The sequence below is a fragment of the Stenotrophomonas sp. STEN029 genome (assembly GCF_056760015.1).
In genome coordinates, this window is record NZ_JBRREC010000014.1 from 23,990 (window position 1) to 49,965 (window position 25,976).

21 protein-coding genes are annotated in these 25,976 nt (G+C 59.6%); 17 read left to right on the forward strand and 4 right to left on the reverse strand.

What is annotated here, in order from left to right; translation table 11 throughout:
• Window positions 1-74: 74 nt before the first annotated feature.
• From ACVOLI_RS05015 to ACVOLI_RS05060, 10 genes are all read left to right on the forward strand, one after another.
• On the forward strand, window positions 75-266 hold the full coding sequence (locus ACVOLI_RS05015; protein WP_296248029.1) for a DsbA family protein: 192 nt from the start codon (window positions 75-77) through the stop codon (window positions 264-266).
• Between the two features lie 820 nt (window positions 267-1,086).
• Window positions 1,087-2,742, forward strand: a complete 1,656-nt coding sequence (locus tag ACVOLI_RS05020; protein WP_296248027.1) for a phosphoethanolamine transferase — start codon at window positions 1,087-1,089, stop codon at window positions 2,740-2,742.
• A gap of 60 nt (window positions 2,743-2,802) precedes the next feature.
• Window positions 2,803-3,174: a diacylglycerol kinase gene (locus tag ACVOLI_RS05025; protein WP_296248024.1), complete on the forward strand. Its 372-nt coding sequence runs from the start codon at window positions 2,803-2,805 to the stop codon at window positions 3,172-3,174.
• A gap of 138 nt (window positions 3,175-3,312) precedes the next feature.
• On the forward strand, window positions 3,313-3,651 hold the full coding sequence (locus ACVOLI_RS05030; protein ID WP_296248022.1) for a hypothetical protein: 339 nt from the start codon (window positions 3,313-3,315) through the stop codon (window positions 3,649-3,651).
• A gap of 59 nt (window positions 3,652-3,710) precedes the next feature.
• Window positions 3,711-4,964, forward strand: a complete 1,254-nt coding sequence (locus tag ACVOLI_RS05035; protein WP_296248020.1) for a TolC family protein — start codon at window positions 3,711-3,713, stop codon at window positions 4,962-4,964.
• On the forward strand, window positions 4,961-6,208 hold the full coding sequence (locus tag ACVOLI_RS05040; RefSeq protein WP_296248018.1) for an efflux RND transporter periplasmic adaptor subunit: 1,248 nt from the start codon (window positions 4,961-4,963) through the stop codon (window positions 6,206-6,208). Before ACVOLI_RS05035 ends, ACVOLI_RS05040 begins: the two co-directional genes overlap by 4 nt.
• 11 nt (window positions 6,209-6,219) lie before the next feature.
• Window positions 6,220-9,447 (forward strand): efflux RND transporter permease subunit, encoded by a 3,228-nt coding sequence (locus ACVOLI_RS05045; protein ID WP_296248016.1) that lies wholly within the window; start codon window positions 6,220-6,222, stop codon window positions 9,445-9,447.
• A 77-nt stretch (window positions 9,448-9,524) separates the two neighbouring features.
• Window positions 9,525-11,519 carry a heavy metal translocating P-type ATPase gene (locus ACVOLI_RS05050; RefSeq protein ID WP_296248014.1) on the forward strand — a complete coding sequence of 665 codons (1,995 nt, stop codon included), beginning with the start codon at window positions 9,525-9,527 and terminating at the stop codon, window positions 11,517-11,519.
• A 2-nt stretch (window positions 11,520-11,521) separates the two neighbouring features.
• Window positions 11,522-12,247 (forward strand): response regulator transcription factor, encoded by a 726-nt coding sequence (locus ACVOLI_RS05055; RefSeq protein ID WP_296248012.1) that lies wholly within the window; start codon window positions 11,522-11,524, stop codon window positions 12,245-12,247.
• A gap of 63 nt (window positions 12,248-12,310) precedes the next feature.
• On the forward strand, window positions 12,311-13,060 hold the full coding sequence (locus ACVOLI_RS05060) for a hypothetical protein (protein ID WP_296248009.1): 750 nt from the start codon (window positions 12,311-12,313) through the stop codon (window positions 13,058-13,060).
• Between the two features lie 842 nt (window positions 13,061-13,902).
• Here ACVOLI_RS05060 and chrA read toward each other — a convergent pair.
• The 4 genes from chrA to arsH form a co-directional block, all read right to left on the reverse strand.
• A complete protein-coding gene (gene chrA, locus ACVOLI_RS05065) occupies window positions 13,903-15,105 on the reverse strand; it encodes a chromate efflux transporter (RefSeq protein WP_296248008.1) in 1,203 nt (400 codons plus the stop codon).
• Window positions 15,106-15,271: 166 nt separating this feature from the next.
• Window positions 15,272-15,700 (reverse strand): arsenic resistance N-acetyltransferase ArsN2, encoded by a 429-nt coding sequence (arsN2, locus tag ACVOLI_RS05070; protein ID WP_296248007.1) that lies wholly within the window; start codon window positions 15,698-15,700, stop codon window positions 15,272-15,274.
• Between the two features lie 36 nt (window positions 15,701-15,736).
• Window positions 15,737-16,159, reverse strand: a complete 423-nt coding sequence (gene arsC / locus ACVOLI_RS05075; RefSeq protein WP_296248004.1) for an arsenate reductase (glutaredoxin) — start codon at window positions 16,157-16,159, stop codon at window positions 15,737-15,739.
• Window positions 16,156-16,893 carry an arsenical resistance protein ArsH gene (gene arsH, locus ACVOLI_RS05080; RefSeq protein WP_296248002.1) on the reverse strand — a complete coding sequence of 246 codons (738 nt, stop codon included), beginning with the start codon at window positions 16,891-16,893 and terminating at the stop codon, window positions 16,156-16,158. The genes arsC and arsH overlap by 4 nt, the downstream gene beginning before the upstream one ends.
• Window positions 16,894-16,931: 38 nt before the next feature.
• On the opposite strand from arsH, the gene ACVOLI_RS05085 reads away from it, so the two are divergent.
• The 7 genes from ACVOLI_RS05085 to ACVOLI_RS05115 all read left to right on the forward strand — a co-directional run bounded on the left by ACVOLI_RS05085 (window position 16,932) and on the right by ACVOLI_RS05115 (window position 25,936).
• Window positions 16,932-17,246, forward strand: coding sequence for an ArsR/SmtB family transcription factor (locus ACVOLI_RS05085; protein ID WP_296247998.1), 315 nt, complete (start codon window positions 16,932-16,934; stop codon window positions 17,244-17,246).
• Window positions 17,246-18,298 carry an ACR3 family arsenite efflux transporter gene (gene arsB, locus ACVOLI_RS05090; RefSeq protein WP_481513624.1) on the forward strand — a complete coding sequence of 351 codons (1,053 nt, stop codon included), beginning with the start codon at window positions 17,246-17,248 and terminating at the stop codon, window positions 18,296-18,298. Before ACVOLI_RS05085 ends, arsB begins: the two co-directional genes overlap by 1 nt.
• Before the next feature lie 646 nt (window positions 18,299-18,944).
• A complete protein-coding gene (locus ACVOLI_RS05095) occupies window positions 18,945-20,180 on the forward strand; it encodes a TolC family protein (RefSeq protein ID WP_296247996.1) in 1,236 nt (411 codons plus the stop codon).
• Entirely contained in the window at window positions 20,177-21,412 is a 1,236-nt protein-coding gene (locus tag ACVOLI_RS05100; RefSeq protein WP_296247994.1) for an efflux RND transporter periplasmic adaptor subunit, read from the forward strand. Before ACVOLI_RS05095 ends, ACVOLI_RS05100 begins: the two co-directional genes overlap by 4 nt.
• Window positions 21,413-21,421: 9 nt before the next feature.
• Complete coding sequence (locus ACVOLI_RS05105; RefSeq protein ID WP_296247992.1) at window positions 21,422-24,553, forward strand: efflux RND transporter permease subunit; 3,132 nt, start codon at window positions 21,422-21,424, stop codon at window positions 24,551-24,553.
• A 44-nt stretch (window positions 24,554-24,597) separates the two neighbouring features.
• Entirely contained in the window at window positions 24,598-25,281 is a 684-nt protein-coding gene (locus ACVOLI_RS05110) for a HupE/UreJ family protein (protein ID WP_481513629.1), read from the forward strand.
• Window positions 25,282-25,294: 13 nt separating this feature from the next.
• Window positions 25,295-25,936, forward strand: a complete 642-nt coding sequence (locus ACVOLI_RS05115) for a hypothetical protein (protein WP_296247990.1) — start codon at window positions 25,295-25,297, stop codon at window positions 25,934-25,936.
• The last annotated feature ends 40 nt before the right edge of the window (window positions 25,937-25,976 follow it).

The window sequence follows — 25,976 nt, forward strand, 5'->3', positions numbered from 1 at the left end:
GCACTTCCTCTGACATCGTCAGATCGTCTGATCTGATCTCGTTGGTTGCGTGCTGTGCCGAGCTGGACGTTGGAATGGCACTGAAGTTCCTACAGGACAAGCCTGTCGAGATGCTCATCGCCCAGGACTATGCAGACGCCAAGGTGGCTGCCATCTGGGGTACAGCAACGTTCTACATCAACGGGAAGTCGCTGATGGCACTATCACCCACCGCGCTGCGCGCAGCGGTATCGAGCTGCGTGACCAATTCCGCGTGCCGATTCTAGATTGTCGGAAAAACGTTGTAGTTGATCCTGCATCACCCCGCAGCCAAAGGCATCGCGGAAAAGCAAACGTCTGAGGAATGTCGGAATGCGGCGATGAGGGCGGTTGTATCATCTAAATTCGCCTTGAATTCAGGTGTTTTTTCCATTCTTATCGTAGACAATGCAGCCACGGACGCCCTATGGAGCAGCGTTCATTTTCCGCCAGCATCTGGTCATTTCGCTCAATGCATCGAGGCACCTCCCCAGCCATCCGTCTTCTGCTCGCACTACTTATGGCGGTGTTTCTTGCCGTGCCATCGATCGAAACCATGGTGTGTGGTGATCAAGGGGAGGTGCATGCATTGCAGGAATCGTCGAAGCTATCTGACCCAAGAAAAGATAGCGTTTCCACGCACGGACACTGTCATCACGGTGGCGTGTGCCAAGTGCCCGTTGCGTTGACTATGGAAGATGTTGCGGCTGCATCTGAATCCCTTGCCTTGGTCTCCGCAGGCAACCTCCCATCGGACAGGCGCGACGGCTTGATCCGGCCTCCCAGGGGCTGACAGAACCCGTGTCGCTCGCCTGCTGAGCGACTGAACGGCGGCATCACCGCTGCACCCTCGGTAGTTCCCCAAGCTGTGCGAATGACACAGCGCAGCGATTCACGTCGTTGTGATGGGGAATTGTGGATGCGGAACCGCGTGTGCTTGTCGCCCCCATCGCACGCTTTCCTCCTGGGTATATCCATGGCCATCTTCCTGCTTTGGACGCATTACGCGCTCCGGGCCGCACTATCTGTTTTTCTGATTTATTCAGTCCCACCACGGCGAGTCTTGGCATGACCGGCTTACCGCGTTGGCGCAATCGTCCGGAAGTCGGTCAGATAGCGCTGATTCTCATTTCGTCGCTCTACTTCACGGCGGTGTTCAACAACGCATTCGCTCGATTCGTCATCGGTGCGGCAAACCAAGAGGGAGTTGCGCAGGCACTGGTTCTGGGCGCGGCACTGATCTTCATCACCGGCATTCATGTGGTGCTGTTCGCCGTTATCGGCTGGCGCTGGTCACTGAAGCCTATCCTTTTCGTATTGGTGCCTGCGTCCGCCGCGACGGCCTACTACGCAGACAACTACGGCATCGTTTTTGACGCCAGCATGCTGCGCAACGTGTTCAGGACAGACACGGCGGAAGCCAGTGAGCTGATGACGCTAGGCTTTGCGGGCGCGATGCTCCTGAAGAGTGCGCCTCCGTTGCTTGCGTTGCTATGGGTTCGCATTCGTCCTGCCCGCAGTCTGAAGCGATTATTGGCCGCGCGTCTGCTGCTGCTGATCGTAACCGTTGGCATCAGCGGCGGTGCGGTCCTCTCACAGTTCGATGATCTGTCCTCGCTCATGCGCAACAACAAATCCGCGCGTTACCTGATCACACCCGAGAACTACATCGTGTCCAGCATCCGCGTGCTCCAACAGGATCGCCGCGCTCAGCCCGGCCCCCTGGCCAAGGTGGCCGAGGATGCACAGATCGAGATGCATCCGGTAGGTTCGAAGCCCCATCTTTTAGTGATCGTGGTAGGTGAGACTGTCCGCGCGCAGAACTGGGGGCTGAACGGCTACGCACGGCAGACAACGCCGCAGCTGGCTAGGCGCAATGTGGTCAACTACGAAGACGTGACCGCCTGTGGATCTAACACAGAGGTCTCCGTGCCCTGCATGTTCTCCGTGTATGGAAGGCGAAATTATGACCGGGATAGGATCAGGCGCTCTGAGTCGCTACTGCATGTGCTGGAGCGTGCGGGCGTCAAGACGCTATGGCGCGATAACCAGTCTGGATGCAAAGGCGTCTGCGCAGACCTTGCGTTTGAATCCTACAGGGTCCCCCCCACGCATCCGCTGTGTACGGACCAGGCCTGCCGAGACGAAGTGATGCTCAGCGGACTACACGATGCCATTGACGACAATCCTGGGGACGTCGTGGTGGTTCTGCATCAGCTTGGAAACCACGGTCCGGCCTACTTCAAACGTTACGGTGAGGAATTTAGGACGTTCGTGCCGGACTGTCGCAGCGCTGATCTTGGAAAGTGCGTTAGAGAGGAGATCGTCAACGCCTACGACAACGCAATTGTCGCAACTGACGACTTTCTTGCAAAAACCGTTGACATGCTAGCGGCGGATTCGTCGCACGACACCGCCATGATCTACCTGTCGGATCACGGCGAGTCGCTAGGGGAAGCAAACCTCTACCTCCACGGACTTCCCTATGCGATCGCCCCATCCACACAGGTCAAGGTGCCAATGGTTGTGTGGCTGTCGGATGGCCTCCAGAAGAGCCGTGGAATCGATGCTGCATGTCTTCGGGAGCAGGCAACTAAACCCCTAAGTCATGACAACCTGTTTCATTCGGTGCTCGGGCTCATGCAAGTGCAGACCAGATCCAGGGACGAAGCATTGAATCTGTTTGGCCGATGCGAGAAGTCGCTTGACCGCGCCGAGAGATGAGTGGGAAGAGATCCCCACTGGCTGCAACCTTCACACATGACGGAAGAACAAGGAATAGACATGGCTGACACCTATGGACACCGACCTCGCGGCCCGCTCGGCGTGCTGAAGGCATTTCGATGGTCCATGCTGGGGATTCGCGCGGCTTGGCTGCACGAGTCCTCATTCCGCCTCGAGGCGGTTGTTCTGTTGTTGCTTACCCCCACAGCCTTCTGGGTAGCCGAAACTCCGGTCGAGTTCGTGCTGCTGCTGGGCTCGTTGCTGCTGGTCTTGGCGGCGGAACTGCTCAACTCCGCTGTTGAGGCTGTTATAGAGAGGTACGGGCCTGAACGCCACGAATTGGCCGGACGGGCCAAGGACATGGGCTCGGCCGCTGTGTTCATGATGCTCGTCAATGCGGTGTTGGCATGGGGTGTTATCGGGCTCATGTGAAGTGCATGTTCCAATCATTACGCTAGCTGGGGGCTGGTGGGTTCTGTAGCTGTCCAACGGGCGCTTAGATCTGAACCCGTGTCGCAACGGCCTCTATTGTTATTGTATCCATGCCCAAGCCATTGATAGCCTTCCCGAATGCGTAAAACTTCCCGGAAAATTGGGCTCTACCTGATGATGCTGCTGATGGCGGCGTTTGTGGTCGTGCCCATTTCCGACACACTGGCTTGCGCGCTTGAGTCGCACGCAACGGTGAGTGCTGCACAGGATGTTGCGAGTGATCCGGATGGGAAGGCAGGCCACGAGGTCCCAGCAGCCGGTTGCAGTCATGGCCACTGCCATCATTCCAATGCCAGTCTTCCTTTGGAAGCTGTGAGCCCTCCGCCGCAGGTGGTGTCGGCGGCATGGGACGCGTTTACTGACATCAACGCCTATGCCGTTGTACTTGATGGATTGACGCGTCCGCCCCAGGGCTGATCTGAGCTTGACCCGCGTAGTGCGGGATCTCGTTTCTTTTCACCTCTGGAAAACTCTAAATGTCGACCTCCACACGTCGGCCGCTTCAGGCGGCCGGGCTGTTCGTGGCTGTCCTGCTGGCGCTCGCGCCTGCGGGGCCTGCGTCAGCGCAAGCTTCGCCCTCCTATGACGACCTGCTGGTTCGTCTTGATCAGCTGTCGGGCACCATTCAAGGCGTTGCATTGTCTGAAGCCGCCGATGCCCGTGTTCAACAGGCTCGTGCGCTCAAGAATCCGACGCTCTCCTACGACCTCGAGAACACGCAGGGCACCGGCGCATATCGCGGCACCAGCAACGCCGATTCGATCATCACCTTGTCCCAACCGCTGGAGCTGTTCGGTCAGCGAGGTGCGCGTGTGCGTGCAGCGCAGAGCGAAGCCCAGGCCGCAGGGCTGCGTAGCGAATTGAGCCGGAGCGAAGTGGCCGCGCTCCTAGCAACGACCTATGCACAGGCCGAGAGCGCACTGAGACGCTATGAGCTCGCTAATGAAGCACTCCAGCTCATTCAGGACGACGCGGACGCCACCAGTGCCATGGTCCAACAGGGGCGGGAGCCCCAGCTCCGTGCCTTGCAAGCGCAGAGTGAAGTGTCCAATGCAAAGGCCGCGCTCGACGAAGCCCTGGCATCCAGGGATGCAGCCTTTGCGCGACTGGCAGGAGCAGCGCAGCTGGATGCATCCGTAAACGCCATCGGTGAAAGCCTGCTGGATCGTGCACCCCCGCTGCCCATGGGCGATACCCGTGCAGCATTGGCGGTCCGGATCGCCGAGGCCGAAGCGGCGACGGCGGGCAGGCTCGTGGACGTGGAACGCAAGCGCGCGCTTCCCGACCTGAGCGCAACCGTGGCACAGACAAACTTCCGCCTCGCAAACGAGCGTGCCTACAACATCGGAGTGAGTCTCTCGATCCCGCTCTTCGACCGGAACAGCGGCGGGATTCGCGCAGCATATGCCGAGCAGCGTGCTGCCGATGCTCGGCTCGAGCAACAGAAGCGCGAGAGTGAAGCCAATCGCCTTTCCGCGATCGCATCACTGAAGGCTTCCAACAGCAGAACGCGGGCTGCGGACGATAGCGTCACGGCCGGCGAGGAGGCCTACCGACTCGCCCGCATCGGGTTTGAAACAGGCCGCATCTCCCAGTTGGAGCTACGCAGCACCCGCTCGACCCTGATCGCTGCGCGCGCCTCTGCCGTAGACGCAAGACTGGCACGCGTCGCCGCCGAAATTGAACTTGCCCGTCTCGAAGGACGCGTCCCCTTTCTGGAGCAGAAATGAACAAGCCCCGTAACCCCATTCTCGTCGGCGCGCTGCTGCTGTCGGCCCTGGTTCTCACTGGTGGATTGACCGCCTGCAAGGGTTCCAGCGAAGCCCCCGCGACCGAAAAGGAAGCATCGGGAAAAGATGACGGCCATGGCCACCAGGAGGATAAAGGCGAAGGTGAGGGCAATACCAAGCCCGCCGACGCCCATGCCGGTGAGGAAGCTGGCGCACATGCAGAAGAAGAGGCCCCAGAGGGCGTGGTCAAGCTCACCGCAGACCAGATCAAGGCGTCTGGCGTGGGCGTGATGGCCGTAGGGCGGGGCGGTGGTGCTTCCACGCGCATTGCAGGACGCGTAGAGCCCTCCATTGGCGCGCGTGCATCGGTCGCGGCAACCGTCACCGGTCGCGTTGAACGTGTCCTGGTGGCACCGGGCTCCCAAGTGAAGGCCAACCAGACGCTTGCTGTCGTGGTTAGCGGTGACGCGGCTACATTCCGTGCAGCGGCAGTCTCGGCGGGAGCCGAGGCCGAAGTCGCCCGATTGGTGTATGGGCGCGATAAGGCGCTGGTGGAACAAGGCGTCGTTGCCCGCCAGGAGATGGAAACCTCGCGTGCGCGCTCGATCGCCGCTGAAGCGGCGGCTGCGGCGGCACGCGCCCAGGCGGCGGCCAATGGCTCGCCCGACAGTTCCGGCCGCGTGAGCATTACCAGCCCGGTGTCGGGCGTCGTCGGCAACGTGCAGGTTACGCCGGGCGGGGTTGTATCAGCGGGCAGTGTGGTCGCCGACGTTTCGAATCCCGACATGAACGAGCTGGTCTTCACTGCACCACCTGCACTGGCCTCACAGGTCGCCGCCGGTATGAAGCTGGAGGTGACCGCTCCGACGGGCGCGTTCCAGGCAGAGGTCACCGGTGTGGCCGCCGACATCCGTCAGCAGGGTGGCACCACGGTGATTCGTGCGAAGCCGCTGACCGCAGCGTTGCCGCCTGCAGGCTCACCGATTTCGGCGCTGGTGGTGGCCGACGGAGACGCCGATTCGCTCAGCGTACCGGCCGATGCCGTGCAGACAGTGAACGGTGCCAGCGTGGTGTTTATCGAAACCCCGGAAGGCTTCAAAGCCACGCCAGTGATGGTGGGACGTCGTGCCGGCGGCAGCGTCGAGATCGTCAACGGCCTCAAAGGCGACGAGCGCATCGTAGGCACCAATGCCTTTCTACTCAAGGCCGAACTGGCTAAGGGTGAAGCCGAGCACGGCCACTAAGGAATCCATACATGTTCACTATCATCATTGAATCAGCGGTCCGCTTCCGCTGGTTGGTGGTATTCCTCGCCGCAATGGTGGCCAGTTGGGGCCTCTTTCAGCTGAGCAAGCTGCCCATTGACGCGGTCCCGGACATCACCAACAGACAGGTGCAAATCAATTCGATCGCGCCCGCACTGACACCGGAGCAGATCGAGCGTCAGGTGACGTATCCACTTGAGACGGCATTGGCCGGCATTCCGGGCCTGAACACCACCCGCTCGCTGTCGCGCAACGGTTTCTCGCAGGTCACGGCGATCTTCACCGACCAGACCGACATCTATTTCGCGCGACAACAGGTTGCCGAGCGCATGCGCGAAGCAGCGGAAGACTTGCCGGAAGGTGTATCCCCGGTCCTTTCACCGGTGACTACCGGTCTGGGCGAGGTGCTGATGTGGACGGTCGACTTCACCGACTACGACCCGAAGAACCTGGCACCGAAGGGGCAAGCCGGCTGGCAGGAGGGCGAGGTTTACCTAACGCCAGAAGGCAACCGACTCACAACTGCAGAAGAGCGTGCCACCTACTTGCGCACCGTGCAGGATTGGATAATCGCCCCCCAAATGCGCTCCAGTCCAGGCCTTGCCGGCGTGGATACGGTGGGCGGCTATGTGAAGGAGTACGGCGTCCATCCGGATAGCGCACGTTTGGCTGCATACGGACTGGGATTGTCCGACCTCGTCCAAGCGCTTGAGCGGTCGAATGTGCAAGCTGGCGCAGGCTTTGTCCAACGCGCTGGCGAGGGCCTCGTGGTTCGTGCCGACGGTCTGGCGCTGACCACGGGCGACCTGGCGCAGGCCCCGGTGGCTACCAAGGACGGCGTGGTGATCCGTGTCGCCGACGTTGCCGATGTCGAGCTCAGTCGCGCTCCGCGTCTCGGTGCCGCCAGCCGCAACGGACACGAGGCCGTGCTGGGTACGGCGCTGATGATCGCTGGCGGCAACAGCCGCACCGTCGCTCAATCTGCTGCGGACCGGCTGATCGAGGTGAACAAGTCGCTTCCGCCAAACATTTTTGCCGTGCCCGTGCTGGACCGAAGCCAGCTCGTCAACTCAACCATCAAGACGGTTGCCAAGAACCTGACCGAGGGCGCACTGCTGGTCGTGGTGGTGTTGTTCCTGCTGCTGGGCAACCTGCGTGCCGCAACCATTACGGCATTGGTGATTCCGCTGTCGTTCCTGTTTGCCGTGATCGGCATGAACCGGTTCGGGATCAGCGGAAACCTGATGAGCCTGGGTGCGTTGGACTTCGGCATCCTTGTGGACGGTGCGGTCATCGTCATTGAATCCACGCTGTTGATGCTGGGTCAGCGCCGCGCCGAACTGGGCAGGCCACTGACTACCACGGAGCGGATGAAGGTGGCAACGGAATCGGCCAAAAAGATGGCGCGCCCTGCGGCTTTCGGCCAGTTGATTATTCTGCTGGTCTTCCTGCCGATCATGACGTTGGAAGGTGTCGAAGGAAAAACCTTCCAGCCAATGGCAGCTACCTTCATGCTGGCGCTGCTGGGCGCGTTCATTTTCTCCTTTACCCTGGTGCCGGCACTGACCGCCCTCTGGGTGCGCGAGCCGAAGATGAAGCCGGGCGAGGAGCTCCATCACGGCGAGCACGAGACCAAACTCATCAAGGTGCTGCGCACTCGGATCGAGCCTGTGATTGAGCGGGCTGTCGCCATGCCGCGCGTCGTGTTGGGTGGCGCCGTGCTCACCCTGGCTGTGGGTGTGACCTCCTTCATGATGTTGGGCCGTGAATTCATGCCTACGCTGGATGAGGGCAACCTGGCCATGCAGGCGCTGCGAGTTCCTTCGACCTCGTTGGAGCAGTCACTGGCCATGCAGTTGGCACTGGAGAAAGCCATTGCCAAGGAGCCGGAAGTGGAGACGGTGTTCTCCCGGACAGGTACCGCGGAGGCGGCCATCGACCCGATGCCCACCAACATATCCGACAGCGTGATCGTGCTAAAGCCCAGAAGCGCATGGCCGGATCCGAAACTTTCGAAGGATGAGCTCGTCGGTCGGTTCGAGTCCGTGGCCTCGAAGCAGCTCGGCAACAGCTTCGAATTCAGCCAACCCATTGAACTGCGCTTCAACGAGCTCATCTCTGGTGTGCGCACCGACCTTGCCGTGATGATTTACGGTGATGACTTCGGTGAGCTGCAGAAGGTTGCAGACCAGGTGGCGCTCAAGCTGCGTAGCGTCCAAGGCTCGGCGGATGTACGGGTCGAGCAGATCTCCGGCCTGCCAACCCTGAACGTCAAGATCGACCATCTTGCAGCTGCGCAGTACGGGTTGACGGCGGCCGATGTGAGCGACGCTCTGTCGACTGGCATCGGCGGCACTGCTGCCGGAAAGATCTTCGAGGGTGACCGCCGCTTTGACGTGGTGGTGCGCTTGGATGACGCCGCCCGCAATAATCCGGATCAGCTCAGCTCGTTGCCCATTGCCACACCCTCCGGTGCGGTAATACCGCTTTCGTCAGTCGCCCGGATCACCATAAGCGAAGGCCCCAATCAGATCAGTCGCAACAACGGCAGCCGTCGCGTCGTGGTGCAAGCAAACGTCCGTGGGCGTGACCTAGGCGGGTTTGTTGGCGAAGCGCAGACGGCGGTAGCGGACGTGAAGCTGCCTGCAGGTTCCTATCTCACTTGGGGCGGGCAGTTCGAGAACCTGCAGCGGGCAGAGAAGCGACTGGCGGCGGTGGTTCCGGTTGTCTTCCTGTTGATTGGTGCACTGCTGTTCATGGCGCTCCGTAGCGCCAAGGAAGCCATTCTAGTGTTCAGCTGCGTACCGCTGGCGTTGGTGGGCGGCATCCTGGCTTTGTTGCTGAGGGGGATGCCGTTCTCGGTGTCTGCCGCCGTGGGGTTCATTGCGGTGTCCGGCGTTGCCACGCTGAACGGCCTGGTGCTGATGCAGGCCATCCGGGAACGGCTTGATGCAGGTGATGCACCACTGGTGGCGTCTCTCAACGGGGCAGCGAGTCGTATCCGCGCCGTCCTCACCACTGCGCTGGTGGCCATTGTCGGCTTCATTCCCATGGCCATCGCCAGCGGTTCGGGTGCAGAGGTCCAAAAGCCGCTCGCTACCGTCGTTATTGGTGGCTTGCTTACCGCGACCATTCTCACGTTGCTGGTGCTTCCCACCTTTGCTGGCCGCATAGCCAAGCCAAGCACCGCTGTCGTAGGAAAGGACAAAGATCACTGATTAGCTGACACCGTGCTCGGGCGCAGAATCTGCTGCGCCCGAGCCTTGAATGCTCAGATCACAATCGGAGAATAGAGATGAGCCAAGCAACAGAAAGTGGCGCATCCCCGAATAAGGGAGACGCCCATTCCCACGATGGCCTGCTTGGAGCCAATGCAGAGCTGATGTTCGCCATAATCTGCGGGCTACTGCTCGTGACCGGCTTCATAATTGAGAAATCGGGTGCGTTCAGGATCGCATGGATCCCTACGGCGTTGTACATGCTTGCCTACGTGTTCGGTGGATGGTTCACCCTGCGCGAAGCAATAGAGAACATTCGACAGAAGCGTTTCGAGATCGATACGCTCATGTTGGTGGCAGCAGCAGGTGCCGCCACCCTCGGAGCCTGGGCAGAGGGCGCATTGCTGCTATTCCTCTTCAGCCTGGGTCATTCGCTGGAGAACTACGCTATGGGGCGCGCCAAGCGCGCCATCGAGGCCCTCGCCAAACTGGCACCGGAGACCGCCCTGGTGGTGAAGGAGGGCGGACCTGTGGAGGTGCCGGTCGCCGCGCTGCAGATCGGTGACATCGTGCTGGTAAGAGCGAATGATCGGTTGCCTGCTGATGGCTTCGTGGTCAAGGGATCCAGCAACGTCAACCAGGCACCGGTGACAGGTGAGAGCATCCCGGTGGACAAACATCCCGTATCTGACGCCGAAGAAGCGAGGCGCCGTCCCGACGCAGTCGACATGGCGTCGAGAGCGTTTGCCGGAACCATCAACGGCTCCGGATCGTTGGAGGTAGAGGTTACCCGGCGCTCTACGGAATCCGCGCTTGCACGCGTGGTCAAGATGGTCAGCGAGGCTGAGACACGAAAATCACCCACTCAACGCCTTACGGACAAGTTTGAGCGCATCTTCGTTCCCTGCGTTCTGGTGCTTGCCAGCGTTCTACTGTTCTCTTGGGTGGTGATAGATGAGCCGTTCCGTGACAGCTTCTACCGGTCCATGGCGGTGCTGGTTGCTGCCAGCCCGTGCGCACTGGCCATTGCCACCCCCAGTGCTGTTTTAGCCGGCATTGCACGCGCGGCGCGTAGCGGGGTGCTGATCAAGGGCGGTGCGCCGCTTGAGGAGCTTGGCATGGTCACGACAATCGCCTTCGACAAGACCGGCACCCTGACCGAGGGCAAGCCCCGCGTGACCGACATTGTTGTGACAGAGGGCGTAACCGAGAGAGAGTTACTAGAGGTCAGCGTCGCTGTGGAGGCGCTGAGTGACCATCCGTTGGCGGCCGCCATCGTAGCTGATGGGAAGACACGTCTTTCCGAGTCGGTCACGTTGGTGGCCAATGCATTCGAGAATCTCGCCGGACGAGGAGTGCGTGCGGATGTTGGTGGGCAGACTGCCTGGATCGGGAAGATGGAAATGTTTGGGGCTGACGGGGTTCCGGCTTTGGGCCCGTCCGCCGAAGAAGGCATCGATGTGCTGCGCAGTCGCGGGCGAACGACGATGGCGGTGCGGCTCGGCGATAGGGATCTGGGCGTCATCGGCTTAATGGACACTCCGCGGGCAGAGGCACGCCAAGCGCTGGACAAGTTGCGTGGTCTGGGCGTGAGCCAGATGATCATGATCTCCGGTGATCACCAACTCGTCGCGCAGTCCGTAGGCAGAGACGTCGGGGTAGATGAAGCGTGGGGCAACCTCATGCCGGACGACAAGGTCTCCGCCATACGGAAGATAAAGGCAAGTCAGAGGATTGCAATGGTTGGCGATGGCGTCAATGACGCACCCGCCATGGCCAGCGCCAATGTGGGTATCGCGATGGGCGCGGCTTCGTCCGATGTCGCCCTGGAAACGGCGGATGTTGCTCTCATGTCAGAGGACCTGCGGCAGGTCGCTTTTTCCGTGGCGCTCAGTCGACGTACCAAAAATGTTATTCGCCAGAATCTTTACGTGAGCCTAGGCGTGGTGGCTTTGCTCGTGCCTGCCACGGTCATGGGTTTGGGCATAGGCCCCGCCGTTGCGGTGCATGAGGGGACCACGCTGTTGGTGGTAGTCAATGCACTTAGGTTGCTTGGATTCCGGGAATCCTAATCGTGGAAATTCTGTTGATTGACAGTGACCGACAAGTCGTCCGGAACGTACTTGCCGAGATCGAAGCGAAGCATCACAGCGTGGACGTTGCGCTGGATGGTGTGACAGGCCTGCACTTAGCCTTGTCCAACAACTACGACGTTGTCGTCGTGGGATGGGAACTCCCTCGCGTCAGCGGGCTGGACGTGGTGAGAAGTCTGCGGAGGGAGCACAACTCGTCTGTTCCGGTACTCATGCTGGCGAGTAGGTCCGATCTCGCTAGCAAGATCAATGCATTTCGGTCAGGCACGGATGACTACCTCACCAAACCCTTCGAACTGCTTGAGCTTGAGGTTCGCTTGGAGGCATTGGTCGCCCGCTCTCGCGGAAGAGTGGGGATGCGTCAACTCACGGTGGGCAACTTGACCATGGACCTGACGACGCTAGAGGTGTTCCGTGCAGGGAGGCGACTTCATCTCTACCCGGCCTCCTGGAAGCTTCTGCAAGTTCTGATGCGGGAGAGTCCAGGAGCAGTGTCTAGGGAGCAACTCGAATACGCAGTCTGGGGTCACCAGCCGCCTGACCGTGACCTGCTCCGTTCGCAAATATCGAGTCTGCGTAAGATTGTTGACGGGCCATGCGAAGAGAAGTTGATCCATACGTTGCCGCGTTTTGGCTACAGGCTCTCCATCCAGTCCTCAATCGAGGCACGAGCTGTGCTGATGGAGGGGCTCAGTCGAAGTGAATAAGCGGATTCTCGTCACCCCTGAAGGTGGGATCCAGTCGCCAGCTGTTCGCACTCGAGGGCGGTCATGAAGGGCAGTTACCGAGCGGGCGTCCCATTGGCTGCATTCGTCGCCGCATCTGTGTGGGGCATGCTGGCAATGCAGCCATTAGCACCCAATCCGCACGAATCGATGATGTGGATTCCTGCCACTGTCGCAGGCGGGAGCTTGGTCATGGCGTGGGTCGCTGCAGTCATTGTAGACCGTGCGGCGGCTTCTCAGATTAGCTCCGCCGCACATACATGGTTGTTCCTGGGGAGCAGCGTCATGATAGTTGCGCTGGTATTGCTTGCCGTCATGACCTCGATGGCACAAATGAGAGAGGTGTTTGAACTTGTGGTGCTATGTGCTGCATTTGTTCTCGTACTGATCGCATCAACAACATTCGTTTTTGCGTCCGTCCGATACAAAGCGCGCATAACCGCATCGACTTCCGTAATGGTGATTCATTCGATTGCTTTTGCATTTTCCGCATTTCTTTCAGCATCTAACCCTCCAGAAGCGGGGGCATTAAGCGAAGGTTGGTTCGCCGCATCCATTCTTGCTTGCGGTATTTCCGCGGTCTTCGTATCGACATACTGGGTTGCGGCATTACGTGATCCCTCTCTGTCCTTCTCACCCATGTTGCGATCGCTCGTTCGATTCATAACAGGGGAATCGAGGGCTAAAGAGTGGTGCAGCAAGCACCTTATTCGATCTCGCAGTGACCCTTCTGTAAGAACACGGCGCGGCGGCAAGTCACGAAGGAGAACGCGGCCAGTGCAGCGGAGACGATGAGGATGCTGCTCTTGTTGCACCACGACCTCATTGGGGGCCCCAAGTGATACCGCCTCTCGCTGGACAACCGCGAGCTACTGCCGGTCAAGGTCGAGCTGCCCCCTGTCACACCCCGGACGCGGAGGATGAGTGTCTTTGTTCTCCTTAAGGATTCGACGCACCCGTCATCGAACGAAGCATAGGTCGATGCCAGAGGACTTCCATGTGCCGGGCAGAAAACAGTCTCGCAAAAATTTATTGCCGGGATTGGCTTAGTAAGAACGAAATTTAATGCCAAAACCTAGCCAAGGCCCTTTCTGAACTGATGCAATAGTGTCCGATTTCGGCCAAATGCAGACATCCCCCCGATAGACACCCTGAATCCCGAAATCCCCTAGTCCTCGTTCGCGATCGCTGGATCCGCCATCCCACCTTGCAAGGTGGGCACTCTTTGCGTGCGTGGCGAGCTTATCTACCGGAGGCGGCTCGGCTTTCTTCGTCCTGCCTTTCGATCTGACCACCGATCGATGTTCCGCGCACCGCTTGCGCGCGCAGGCTTTGGGCTGGGTGTGGTTAGACAACGGCTATCTTTGGCTAAGAGCGACGTGTGCTCGCGATGCATCTTTCCTTTGCATTCATGGCGACGTCGGGGTAAGTCGCGATGTATGTGCGGGGTGCCAATGCTCCCATTGCAACGAGACTGCTAGCCATGGAGACGTGCGGAGTAGGCAACGGAACTACTGGCGTCCATCGCGTGCGTTACCGCGCACCTGTTTTTGGTCCCCACCGAAATTTCCAGCGCATAGCGTAAGCGAGGCGAACGCTAGAACTTTCCGCTGTCGTGACTGTCCGATCTAGTGGTTTTATCGCGCCATCGCCCAACCCGCCATGCCAACTAGCAACACGACCAGGACCGGAGGTGTACGCACGACGACCAGTAGCCCGAATGCCACCAGCGTCACCGCAACATCCCATCGATTATGGATTGCGCTTGTCCACACCGGATCGTACAACGCAGCCAGCAGGATTCCGACCACCCCGGCGTTGACGCCGGCAATCGAAGCCTGCAAATCCTTGCGGTAGCGCAAAGACTCCCAGAACGGCAGGACCCCCACGAGGATGAGTACGGCGGGTAGGAAAATGACTGCCAACATCGCAAAGCCACCTACCCAGCCACCTAGCGGTCCGTCGGCCATTGCCCCTAAGTACGCTGCAAGAGTGAATAGAGGGCCTGGCACAGCCTGCGCCGCACTGTACCCGGCAAGCAGATCCGCAGTGCTTACGGTGCCGCTCTGCACGACCGCAGTTTGCAACAAGGGCAAAACAACGTGGCCGCCGCCAAAGACCAGAGCGCCAGCGCGGTATACGCCCTCCAGCAGAACAGCCAGGGGGGAATTGCTCGCAGCCGCCCACATCGGCAGCAGAGCAAGTAGCAGCACGAACAATGTCAGTGCCACCGTGCCAGTTCTTCGCGAGACGGGATAGCTGCACGGGGACTGATCGGATGCTGGTTCGATTTTTAGCGCCCAGCGACCGAGTAGCCCGCTGAAAATGATCACTGCCATCTGGCCGACGACCGAGGGCAATACCGACGTCGCCACGGCGGAGAAAAACGCCATCCCTACTCGCAAACGGTCCGTACACAGGGATCGGGCCATTCCCCATACGGCTTGCGCTACCACGGCAACTGCTACGATCTTCAGGCCATGCAGCCAGCCGGATTCAACGATGCCTTGGTATCTGGCAACTCCCAAGGCAAACAGAATCATCAGCACGGCCGATGGCAGGGTAAAGCCCGCCCAAGCGGCTAGCAGACCGGGCCAGCCTGCGCGGCACAAGCCCAACGCCATTCCTACTTGGCTGCTGGCGGGACCTGGCAGTAATTGGCAAAGGGCCACCAGATCGGAGTAGCTGCGGTCGGTCAGCCAACGGCGGCGCTCGACGAACTCAAGACGGAAGTAGCTCAAGTGTGCGATCGGACCGCCGAACGATGTCAGGCCTAGTCGCAGGAACGCCAGGAATACGTGCCAAGCGCTTTCTCTTGTTGTGGGATCGAGCGACGACACTAGGCATGGCCTCCTGCAGTTATTAACGAGGGTTAGCTCAACCCGGAAAAGGCTCTACTGCATCGAAGTCCAGACGTATCCGCTTCGGTCACCAGCGGTAGTCAACGCAAGCTCCGAAAAAATCCCAGTTCCCTGCCCTGCTGAGCAATTCCTCCGGCCACGATGACTACAAGTGCTTAACCATGAATGCCGCGGTCTCCGGACATATGCTTGCGAACTGCGCCGACCGACTGATCGATTCAGGCGCATCGATCCGGGACGCATGACTGTATCCGCAACGTTCGAATAGAGGTGCTGCAGTACCCGTCAGTAGGAACAGTTCTGTGATTCCCTCCTTGGCTGCCATTTGTTCTGCATGGCTCACCAGCACCGAACTGTAGCCCAGTCCTCGGTGACTCTGGACGACCGCAAGGGAGCGCAGCAAGCCGACAGGCAGGTGCAGCTCGACACCGACAACACCAATGAGTTCGCCTTTGTCGTGGAGCCCACCAAAGATCTTGCGTCTGCCGTCCTCCAGGTCACTCACTGGCAAACCGGCGTCCACCAGCATGGACACGACCGCGGCGTTCAAGGCAACAGGCGCGAACGTAGTCATGGCGTTTCCTTCAGGGGTTTGGCCATCTGGCGGTGATCAGGATTTAGGACGACTACCGTGTTCATCGATGACAACCTCACCGTCTTCTTTCATAAATGGAGCATCTACTGCAGGCAATATCTCAAGAACGACTTCAGAGGGGCGAGCAAGTCGCACGCCTAGATCGGTTTCCACAAACGGTCGATTGATCAGGATCGGATGAGCCAGCATGACATCAAGCAATTGATCGTCGCTTAAAGCTGGATCAGCCAGACCCAGCGCTTCGTAAGGTGTGCCCTTCTGCCGGATCGCCTCGCGTACGCTCAATCCGGCCTGGTCGATCAGGCCCGCCAAGCGTGTCTTGGTAGGGGTTTCGATCAAATAGTCGACGATCACCGGTTCGATGCCTGCATGTCTGATCAGAGCAAGCGCGTTCCTGGAGGTTCCGCAGTTGGGATTGTGGTAGATCGTTGCCTTCATGCTGCGGCTCCCGCTGTTGCAGAGGATTTGGCTCCGGACGCTGTCGCCAGAGCGGCTGCTGCTGCGTCACCTTTGCGCTCGCTGTAGCGATCAACCAGATAGTCACTGCGATCTCTGACCAGCAACGTGAATTTCACCAGCTCTTCCATTACATCGACAACCCGATCGTAGTACGGAGATGGCTTCATTCGACCTCGCTCGTCAAATTCCTGCCAAGCCTTGGGTACTGACGATTGGTTCGGGATGGTGACCATGCGCATCCAACGGCCCAGCACGCGTAACGCGTTCACCACATTGAAAGATTGTGAGCCCCCGCTGACCTGCATCACTGCGAGTGTGCGGCCCTGGGTTGGGCGAATGCCAGCCTCCTCCAGCGGCAACCAATCGATCTGATTCTTGAACACGGCGGTCATCGTCCCGTGACGCTCCGGACTGATCCAGACCTGGCCTTCTGACCACGTGGAGGCTTCACGCAGCTCGATCACTTTGGGGTGATCGGCCGGTACCGCATCCAGCATCGGCAGCGTGTGTGGATCAAACAGCCGAGTCTCCGCGCCGAACTGTTCCAGTAGGCGCTGTGCCTCCAAAGCGAGCTTCCGGCTGAAGGACTGTGGACGCAGCGAACCATAGAGAATCAGGATGCGCGGTCGATGCTTGCTCGGATCAGCCACATCAAGGTCTGAGCACGAAGGCGACTGCAGGGACTCGGCATGGATGTTCGGGAGATTGGGCATAACTTGTTCCTTCTCTTTATTTCCATTATTCTAGATCTATGGAACATAAAACTGCAACGCGAGCTATAGCAGCCCTCGGTCATGGCACAAGGCTGTCGATCTACCGTTTACTTGTCGAAGCAGGTCGCGGCGGCAAGCTGGCCGGTGAGATCGCCGAGGCACTTGCCCTCCCCGGTGCCACGCTGTCCTTTCACCTGAAAGAGCTGGCTGCTGCGGGCCTTGTCACTTCCGAGCAACTCGGTCGAACCATCTGCTACCGTGCAAACTTTGATGCCATGACAAGTCTGGTCGAGTACCTGACAGAAAACTGTTGTGCTGGCGATCAGTCCAGCAGCACGCCCGGCTGCTGCTGATGAACGACGTGGCTGAGATGCGCCCTGAGCGCATGTCATTTCTGGATCGCTTCCTGACCGTCTGGATTTTCCTGGCCATGGCGGTTGGCGTGGGGCTGGGCATCATTTTCCCTGGCCTGCAGCACCAGGTAGACGCGTTGAGCATCGGCACTACGAACGTGCCAATCGCTATCGGGCTGATCTTGATGATGTTCCCCCCACTCGCCAAGGTTGACTACGCGCAGCTGGGCGTGGTTTTCAGGGATAAGCGGGTATTGGCGCTATCGCTGGTTCAGAACTGGGTGATTGGCCCAGTTCTGATGTTCGCCCTGGCAGTGATATTTCTACGCGATCAGCCGGGTTATATGACCGGGGTGATCCTGATAGGGCTGGCCCGCTGCATCGCAATGGTCCTGGTATGGAACCAGCTTGCGAAAGGCGACAACCAGTACGTTGCCGGCTTGGTGGCGTTCAATTCAATCTTCCAGATCGCGTTGTTCAGCGTCTATGCCTGGCTGTTTCTCTCCGTGTTGCCGACGGCATTGGGCCTGCAAGGCGTGGTGCTCAACATTGGATTCTGGCCAGTTGCGGAAGCTGTCCTGATCTATCTCGGCATCCCATTCGCTGCCGGTTACCTGGTACGTCGATCGTTGACCAAGTCAAAAGGACTTCACTGGTACGAGCACCGGTTTCTACCTGCGATCGGCCCGATAACGCTAGTGGCCCTGTTGTTTACGATCGTGGTGATGTTCGCAATGAAGGGGGGCGATGTGGTCAAACTCCCCCGGGATGTTTTGCGGATAGCCGTTCCACTGACGATCTACTTCTTGGTCCAGTTCATCATCAGCTTCTTCATGGGCAAGCTGATCGCTAAAGACTACCCGCGCACAACCGCCATCGCCTTCACCGCTGCCGGCAACAACTTCGAACTGGCTATCGCGGTGGCAGTGGCTGCGTTCGGCATCAGTTCGCCGGTCGCATTCGCAGCCGTCATAGGCCCGCTGATAGAAGTGCCGGTTCTGATCATCTTGGTGAACGTGGCACTGCGCCTGAAGCAACGCTGTTTCTCCTAGATCCCCCGCAAGAAAACGCATGTGGCGGGGAAACGTTGGCTAGAGCCAACAGGTAGTCGTCCATACCCGCGAGGGATTCCGAGTCTTTCACAAAGGCACTGGACGTCCTCCGTGAGGATTCTCCTGTTGCTCGCGCCTATATCGACAAAAGCCTAGAAAGCCATTTACCCTAATGGAATGTACCGTACGTCGGCCACTTCCGATCTGCTTCGTGTCAGCCTCTTTGCGCTGCTGGCCATAGTTTCGTTGGTGCGTCCGATGTTGAACCTGATGGGTGACCTACACTCCACAGATCACGCGATCGTTGAAGCCGCTGAGCATGGCCATCACCACCCTGGCGAGCCTGATTCGGATTCCGATCCTGAGCATGCCAAGGGGCCGCATGCCCTGCTCCACTCGGTTGACGCCAATGGTGCAATCAACCTCTGCAACCACAGTCACTGGACTCCATCAGGTGTTCCAGATACCACGGTCCCGCCTCTAGACGTCTATTGGCGTCCTTCGCAACAACCCTCTACACCCTTCAGACCTCCAATCGTTTGACGAATCCGGCCGCCTTATAGCGGCCTGACAGTGCTGGTCGCAATTTGCGGCCGGCTGCGCTATTCGTCGAACAATCGGAGAAGATCCCGTGAATTTGCGTTGCATGTGGGTACTGACTTTGGTCGGTACCTGCAGCGTTGCCCCGTGCGGCTTCGCTGCTGAACCTTTGCGCCTGGAGGAAGCCGTTGCCCGCGCTCTCCTGGCGAATCCCACAATCCAAGCCGAAGTCGCCCGCCTGGAGGCGGTACGTAATCGTGCAAACCGAGAGGCCCTTCCCGCTACCTATGTAGTGGGAGCCGATTTCGAAAACGTTGCCGGTACCGGCGGGCTGAGCGGTGTTGACTCAGCTGAAACCACCTTGCGCATTGGACGCGTCCTCGAGTTGGGTGGGAAGCGTGATGCCCGCGCCGCATTGGGTGATGCAGAGATCAACCTTCAGCGAGGCGCTGAAGGCGTGGCCAAACTCGACATCACCAATAGCACTACGCAGAGATTCATTCAGGCCGCTGTCGCTCAGGAGCACGTGGAGAACGCCGAAGAACGGGTTCGCCACGCGAACAGCACGCGTCGAGAAGTTGCCAGGTGGGTGCAGGCAGCACGTAATCCGGACTCCGACCTTCGGGCCGCAGAGATTACATTGGCCGATGCCGAACTGAAGCACGAGCTGGCGCTTCAAGCCCTTCAGGGAGCCAAGGCACGCCTTGCTGCCAGCTGGGGAGCCCTCACCCCGGACTTCGATACCGTTATCGCGGATCTGGACACCCTGCCCCCACTCGCGGATTTCGGAATCTTGGCCGGCCGCCTGCCGCAGACACCGCAACAGCGTCTTGCGCAGCTCGAAACAGAGTCTATTGCGGCTCGTCGTCGGATTGCAGTTGCGAGTGGAAAGCCTGATGTGAACGTCAGTCTTGGCGTTCGTCGTTTGGAAGCTACGGGTGATCAGGGGCTGGTGATGTCCTTCTCCCTGCCACTTGGAAGCCAACGCCGCGCGTCCTACTCCGTTGCTGAAGCCGATGCGGATCTGGCTGCTGTGCATGCTCGCGCCCAAGTCACAGGTTTGGAACAACGCCAGCAATTGTTCGATCGCTATCAGTTGATGCAGCAAGCCCGCTCGGAAGTGGAAGCGCTTCGCGCCCGGATGCTACCCAAAGCGCAGGAGGCGATCAGCCTGACGCGCCGTGGCTTTGAAGCCGGTCGATTCTCTTTCCTGGCGCTTGCGCAAGCCGAGAAGACCCTGTTCGACCTGCGCGAACGCGAGGTCGAAGCGGCCGCTCGCTATTACACCCTTCTGGTCGAGGTTGAACGCCTGACCGCTCAATTTCCGGATGCCTCCCAATGAAGCGTTATGCATTCCTGATCCTGCTACCGCTGATGCTCGCCGCCTGTGGCGACAAGCCGAACGCTGTACCTGCTGCAGAGGACGGCTCGGTAGCTGCCGGCGCCGACTATGAGCGCGGCCCTCATCGTGGCCGAATGCTGCGCGATGGCAACGTCGCCATCGAGGTGACGGTGTACGAAACCAACACGCCGCCGCACTTCCGCCTGTATGCATACCGGGACGATAAACCGATCGCCCCGGGTGAGGTAACCGCCAGTATGGAGGTCGCGCGACTCGACGGCGAGGTCAACGCCTTCGCCTTCAAGGTGGTGAAAGACTATCTAGCCGCGAGTGCCGAGGTTGTGGAGCCGCATTCGTTCGACGTGAAGGTCAATGCCACGCTCGGCGGAAAAGCCCATAACTGGACCTACGCGTCCTATGAAGGTCGAACCACCATTGATGCTGAAGCGGCAAAGGATGCCGGCGTTGTCATTGAGACCTCAGGTCCAGCAACGATTCGTGACACCGGTCAATTGATGGGAACGGTCGCGCTGAATGAGAACCGTCTTGCTGCAATCAAAGCAAGGTTCCCGGGAATCGTTCGTGCGGTGCAGGTTCAAGTGGGCGACCACGTTGCACACGGGCAAACCCTGGCGACGATCGAGGGCAACGAGAGCATGCGTACCTACGCCGTGACCGCCCCGTTTGATGGCGTCGTGCTGACGCGTACAACCAACGTGGGCGATGTGGCTGCCGACAATACCTTGATCGAAATAGCCAACCTGGGCGAGGTATGGGTGGATCTGCGGGCCATCGGCACCGACGCCGAGCGCTTGGCGGTCGGCCAGGCTGTACTGGTTCGCTCGGCGACCGGCGAGACCACCGTGGAATCCACCATTGCCTCCCTGTTGCCAGTGGCATCCAGCGGGCAGAGCGTGGTCGCCCGCTTGAGTCTGCCCAACCCGGATGGCCGTTGGCGGCCTGGAATGACGGTCGCAGCCGAAGTGACGTTGTCTTCCGAAGAAGTGCCGCTTGCGGTGAAGGAGTCCGGCCTACAGCGATTTCGCGATTTCACCGTCGTGTTTGCGCAGGTGAAGGACACCTACGAGGTACGCATGCTTGAGCTGGGTCGCAGGGACGGCGAGTACGTCGAGGTACTGGGCGGGCTGAAGCCCGGGACACCCTACGTCGCAGAGCAAAGCTACTTGATCCGCGCAGACATCGAAAAGTCCGGCGCCAGCCACGACCACTAAGGAACGGCCATGCTCGAACGAATCATACGAGCGTCGATCGCTCACAGGTGGCTGGTGCTACTCCTTGTGCTTGGGCTGTGCGGCCTTGGCATCTGGAACTACAACCGGCTCCCCATCGATGCTGTGCCAGACATCACCAACGTCCAGGTGCAGGTCAACACCGAAGCACCCGGCTACTCGCCATTGGAGGCAGAACAGCGCGTCACGTTCCCTGTCGAAACAGCATTGGCCGGCCTGGCCAAGCTTGAGTACACCCGTTCGGTTTCCCGCTACGGTCTTTCCCAGGTCACGGTGGTGTTTGAGGATGGAACCGATATCTACTTCGCCCGTCAGCAGGTCGCAGAACGCCTGCAACAGGCGGCCTCTGCCCTGCCCTCTGGCTTGAAACCTTCGCTGGGACCGGTTGCCACCGGCCTGGGCGAAATCTTCATGTACACGGTCGAAGCGGAGCCCGGTGCAGAAGACACCTGGACACCCATGGCACTACGCACACTGCAGGACTGGGTCGTGCGCCCGCAGATGCGCCACCTCAAGGGAGTCACCGAGGTCAACACCGTTGGCGGGTATGTTCGCCAATTCCACGTCACCCCTGACCCCTCGAAGCTTCAGGCCTACGGTCTGACCATGCAGGACGTTCTTGATGCAGTAGATCGCAGCAATGCCAACGTCGGTGCCGGCTATATCGAACGATCAGGCGAGCAGTACCTGATCCGTGTGCCCGGCCAGGTGGCGGACATCGCCGGACTTCGGAAAATTGTGGTGGCCACACGCGACGGACTTCCGTTGCGCGTAGGCGATGTTGCCGAAGTGCTTGAGGGCAGCGAACTCCGTACGGGTGCCGCTACCAAGGATGGCAAGGAAGTGGTGCTTGGCACCGTGTTCATGCTGATCGGGGAAAACAGCCGGGAAGTCGCACAGCGAAGCGCTGCGAAGCTCATAGAAATTGACAAGACACTGCCTGAGGGGGTTCGTGTACACGCTGTATACGACCGCACTGAACTGGTTGACCGCACCATCGAAACCGTTCGCAAGAACCTGCTGGAAGGTGCCCTGCTCGTCATCGCTGTGCTGTTCCTGCTGCTAGGGAACTTGCGCGCAGCGTTGATCACCGCCGCGGTGATCCCGTTGACCATGTTGTTGACGATCAATGGAATGGTGCAGAACCGCGTCTCGGCGAACCTGATGAGCCTGGGTGCGTTGGACTTCGGCCTGATCGTTGATGGTGCAGTAATCATCGTGGAGAACTGCCTGCGTCGTTTCGGCGAGCAACAGCATGCATTGGGACGCCTTCTCACCCGCCAAGAGCGATTTGAGCTTGCTGCTAGTGCGAGCGCTGAAGTGATCAAGCCAAGCTTGTTCGGCTTGTTCATCATCGCCGCCGTCTACATCCCGATCTTCGCCCTGTCCGGGGTGGAAGGAAAGATGTTCCACCCGATGGCGTTGACGGTGATCATCGCGTTAACCGGAGCGATGGCGCTATCGCTGACGTTCGTGCCGGCGGCAGTGGCCCAGTTCGTGACCGGGAAGGTCTCGGAGAAGGAAACCCGAGCGATGCGTGAGGCAAGCCGTTTCTACGGTCCCTTGCTGGACAAGGTCATGTCTGCACGCAAGTTGGTGGTGGCGGCTGCAGTTGTTCTCATTGTTCTCTCAGGCGCACTAGCGACCCGTCTGGGCACTGAGTTCATCCCGAACCTGGATGAGGGTGATATCGCTCTGCATGCCCTGCGTATTCCAGGCACGAGCCTGACCCAAGCGATTGGCATGCAGCGGCAACTGGAAGCTCGGATCAAGGAGTTCCCGGAGGTGGATGAAGTTGTAGCCAAGATCGGTACCGCCGAGGTGGCCACCGATCCGATGCCGCCTTCGGTGGCTGACACCTTCATCATGTTGAAGGACCGCAGCGAATGGCCAAACCCACGTAAACCCAAGGCTGAACTCATTGCCGAGCTGGAAAAGGCCGTGCGCGCCATTCCCGGCAACAACTATGAGTTCACCCAGCCGGTTCAGATGCGCATGAACGAGCTCATTGCGGGTGTTCGCGCCGAGGTGGCGATCAAGCTGTATGGCGATGATCTGGACCAGCTGGCAGCCATCGGTGGGCAGATCGAGAAGGTTGCCAGCAGCATCGAGGGCAATGCCGACGTGAAGCTGGAACAAGTCACCGGCCTGCCCCTGATGACCATCACGCCCGATCTGGATGCCTTGGCCCGCTATGGCGTATCGATCGACGCCGTGCAGAAAACGATCTCCATGGCATTGGGTGGCGAAACAGCCGGCCAAGTGTTCGAGGGGGATCGCCGCTTCGACATCGTGGTTCGCCTGCCCGAGAGCATGCGCGAAAACCCGAGGACCTTGGCGTCACTACCCGTCGCGTTGCCAGTTAGTGAGGAAGCGGCACGTGGCTATGTGCCGCTGGGCCAACTGGCCAAGGTGGAAGTCGCCCCAGGTCCGAATCAGGTCAGCCGGGAGAACGGCAAGCGACGGGTGGTCATCACCAGCAATGTTCGCGGTCGGGATCTTGGCTCGTTCGTGGAGGAGCTGCGCGAACGCGTGGGTACGGAGGTGGCGATGCCAGAGGGCTACTGGGTGGAGTATGGCGGCACGTTCGAGCAGCTGATCTCTGCCAGCAAGCGCCTTTCGGTCGTGGTGCCGGTCGTGCTGGTGCTCATCTTTGGCCTGCTGTTCATGGCCTTCGGCTCGGGCAAGGATGCCGCGATCGTCTTCAGCGGTGTGCCATTGGCACTCACAGGCGGCGGACTGGCACTGGCAATGCGGGGAATCCCGCTATCCATCTCAGCGGGCGTTGGCTTCATCGCTCTATCCGGCGTCGCGGTGCTCAACGGCTTGGTGATGATCAGCTTCATCAAAAAGTTGCGCGAGGACGGCGCCTCTCTGGAACACGCCGTACATGAGGGGGCGATTACCCGCTTGCGGCCGGTGCTGATGACGGCGCTGGTGGCCAGCCTTGGATTCCTGCCCATGGCCCTGAACGTCGGCGCTGGCGCAGAAGTGCAGCGCCCGCTGGCCACAGTCGTTATTGGCGGAATCGTGTCATCCACTTTGCTGACCCTGCTGGTGCTACCGGCGCTCTATCGCCTCATCCATCGCGATGGGGACCTCAACAACACGGAGCGCGCATGAGCGCTCCTTCAATTCCGAAAGTAAAGGAGAGTTTCTTGCGCAACATCAAGCTACCTGCGGCCGCACTCGCAGGCCTTGCGCTGCTGACCACAACAGCAGCTGCGGTGGCCCATGGCGTCAGCGAGGGGGACGCCGCCTTCCTCGAAGAAAGTTCCGGCCGCAATCTGCTGGCATTCACCTATCTGGGTGCCAAGCACATGTTCACCGGATACGACCACATCCTGTTCCTGCTGGGGGTGGTGTTCTTCCTGTACCGCATGAAGGATGTGGGCATCTACGTCACGCTCTTTGCCATAGGGCACAGCATCACGCTGCTGCTCGGCGTGTTGGGCGGCTTCCACGTCAATCCATACATTGTGGACGCCCTCATCGGCTTTTCTGTTGTCTACAAGGCGTTAGACAACATGGGTGCTTTCCGGCGTTGGTTCGGCTTTCAGCCCAACACGAAGGCTGCAGTGATGATTTTTGGTCTGTTCCACGGCCTCGGCCTTGCCACCAAGCTGCAGGACTTTTCACTGTCCCCGGAAGGTCTCGTCGCCAACATGTTGGCGTTCAACGTTGGCGTGGAGATCGGCCAGATCCTTGCTCTGGCGCTCATCCTGATCGTCATGGGCTTCTGGCGCCGCTCGCCGATGTTTGCCCGCCAAGCCTTTGGTGCCAACGCCGTGTTGATGACCGCTGGTTTCCTGCTCATCGGCTACCAGCTCACCGGCTACTTCGTTTCCTGATCGAGATAATTCAATGTCCATTACTGCAAATCAGCCTCTTCCCAGCACCGGCCGCCTGGTCCGCGCCACCTTCATCGCCGCAGCCGTAGCATCTGTGCTGCTGGTCACTACCGTCATGCCTGCCGAGTACGGCATTGACCCGACCGGTGTCGGTCGGGCGTTGGGCCTGACCAAGCTGGCCGAGACTACTGAGGACAATGCGCCAGATGCCGCGGCTCCGGTCACGGGTTCCAACAACCAGGCCAACCAGACCTTGGCCGAAAAAGCCAAAGCCGCTTTTGGTGAGAACAAGGGGCAGACGTTGGATGCCGCTGCAAACTCACTTACCGCAGGTCCAATGCGTACAGACGCACTTACCGTGACATTGGAGCCGGGCAAGGGCGCTGAAGTAAAAGCACATCTTAAGCAGGGTGCCGGCGCTATCTACCGCTGGAAAGCTACCGGCGACGTGGCGGTGGATATGCACGGTGAGCGCCCGGAGGTGAAGGGCGCTTGGACCAGTTATTCAGTCGAGGCCGCGCAGACCCAAGCCGAAGGCACTTTCATTGCCCCCTTCGATGGGACGCACGGCTGGTACTGGCAGAACCGTGGCACCACACCGGTGGACGTTTCGGTCGAAGTCGTCGGTTTCCAAGCTGACCTGTATCGCCCTTGATCTCCCTACACTTGATTTCAACCCGCGGTGTGTACACCGC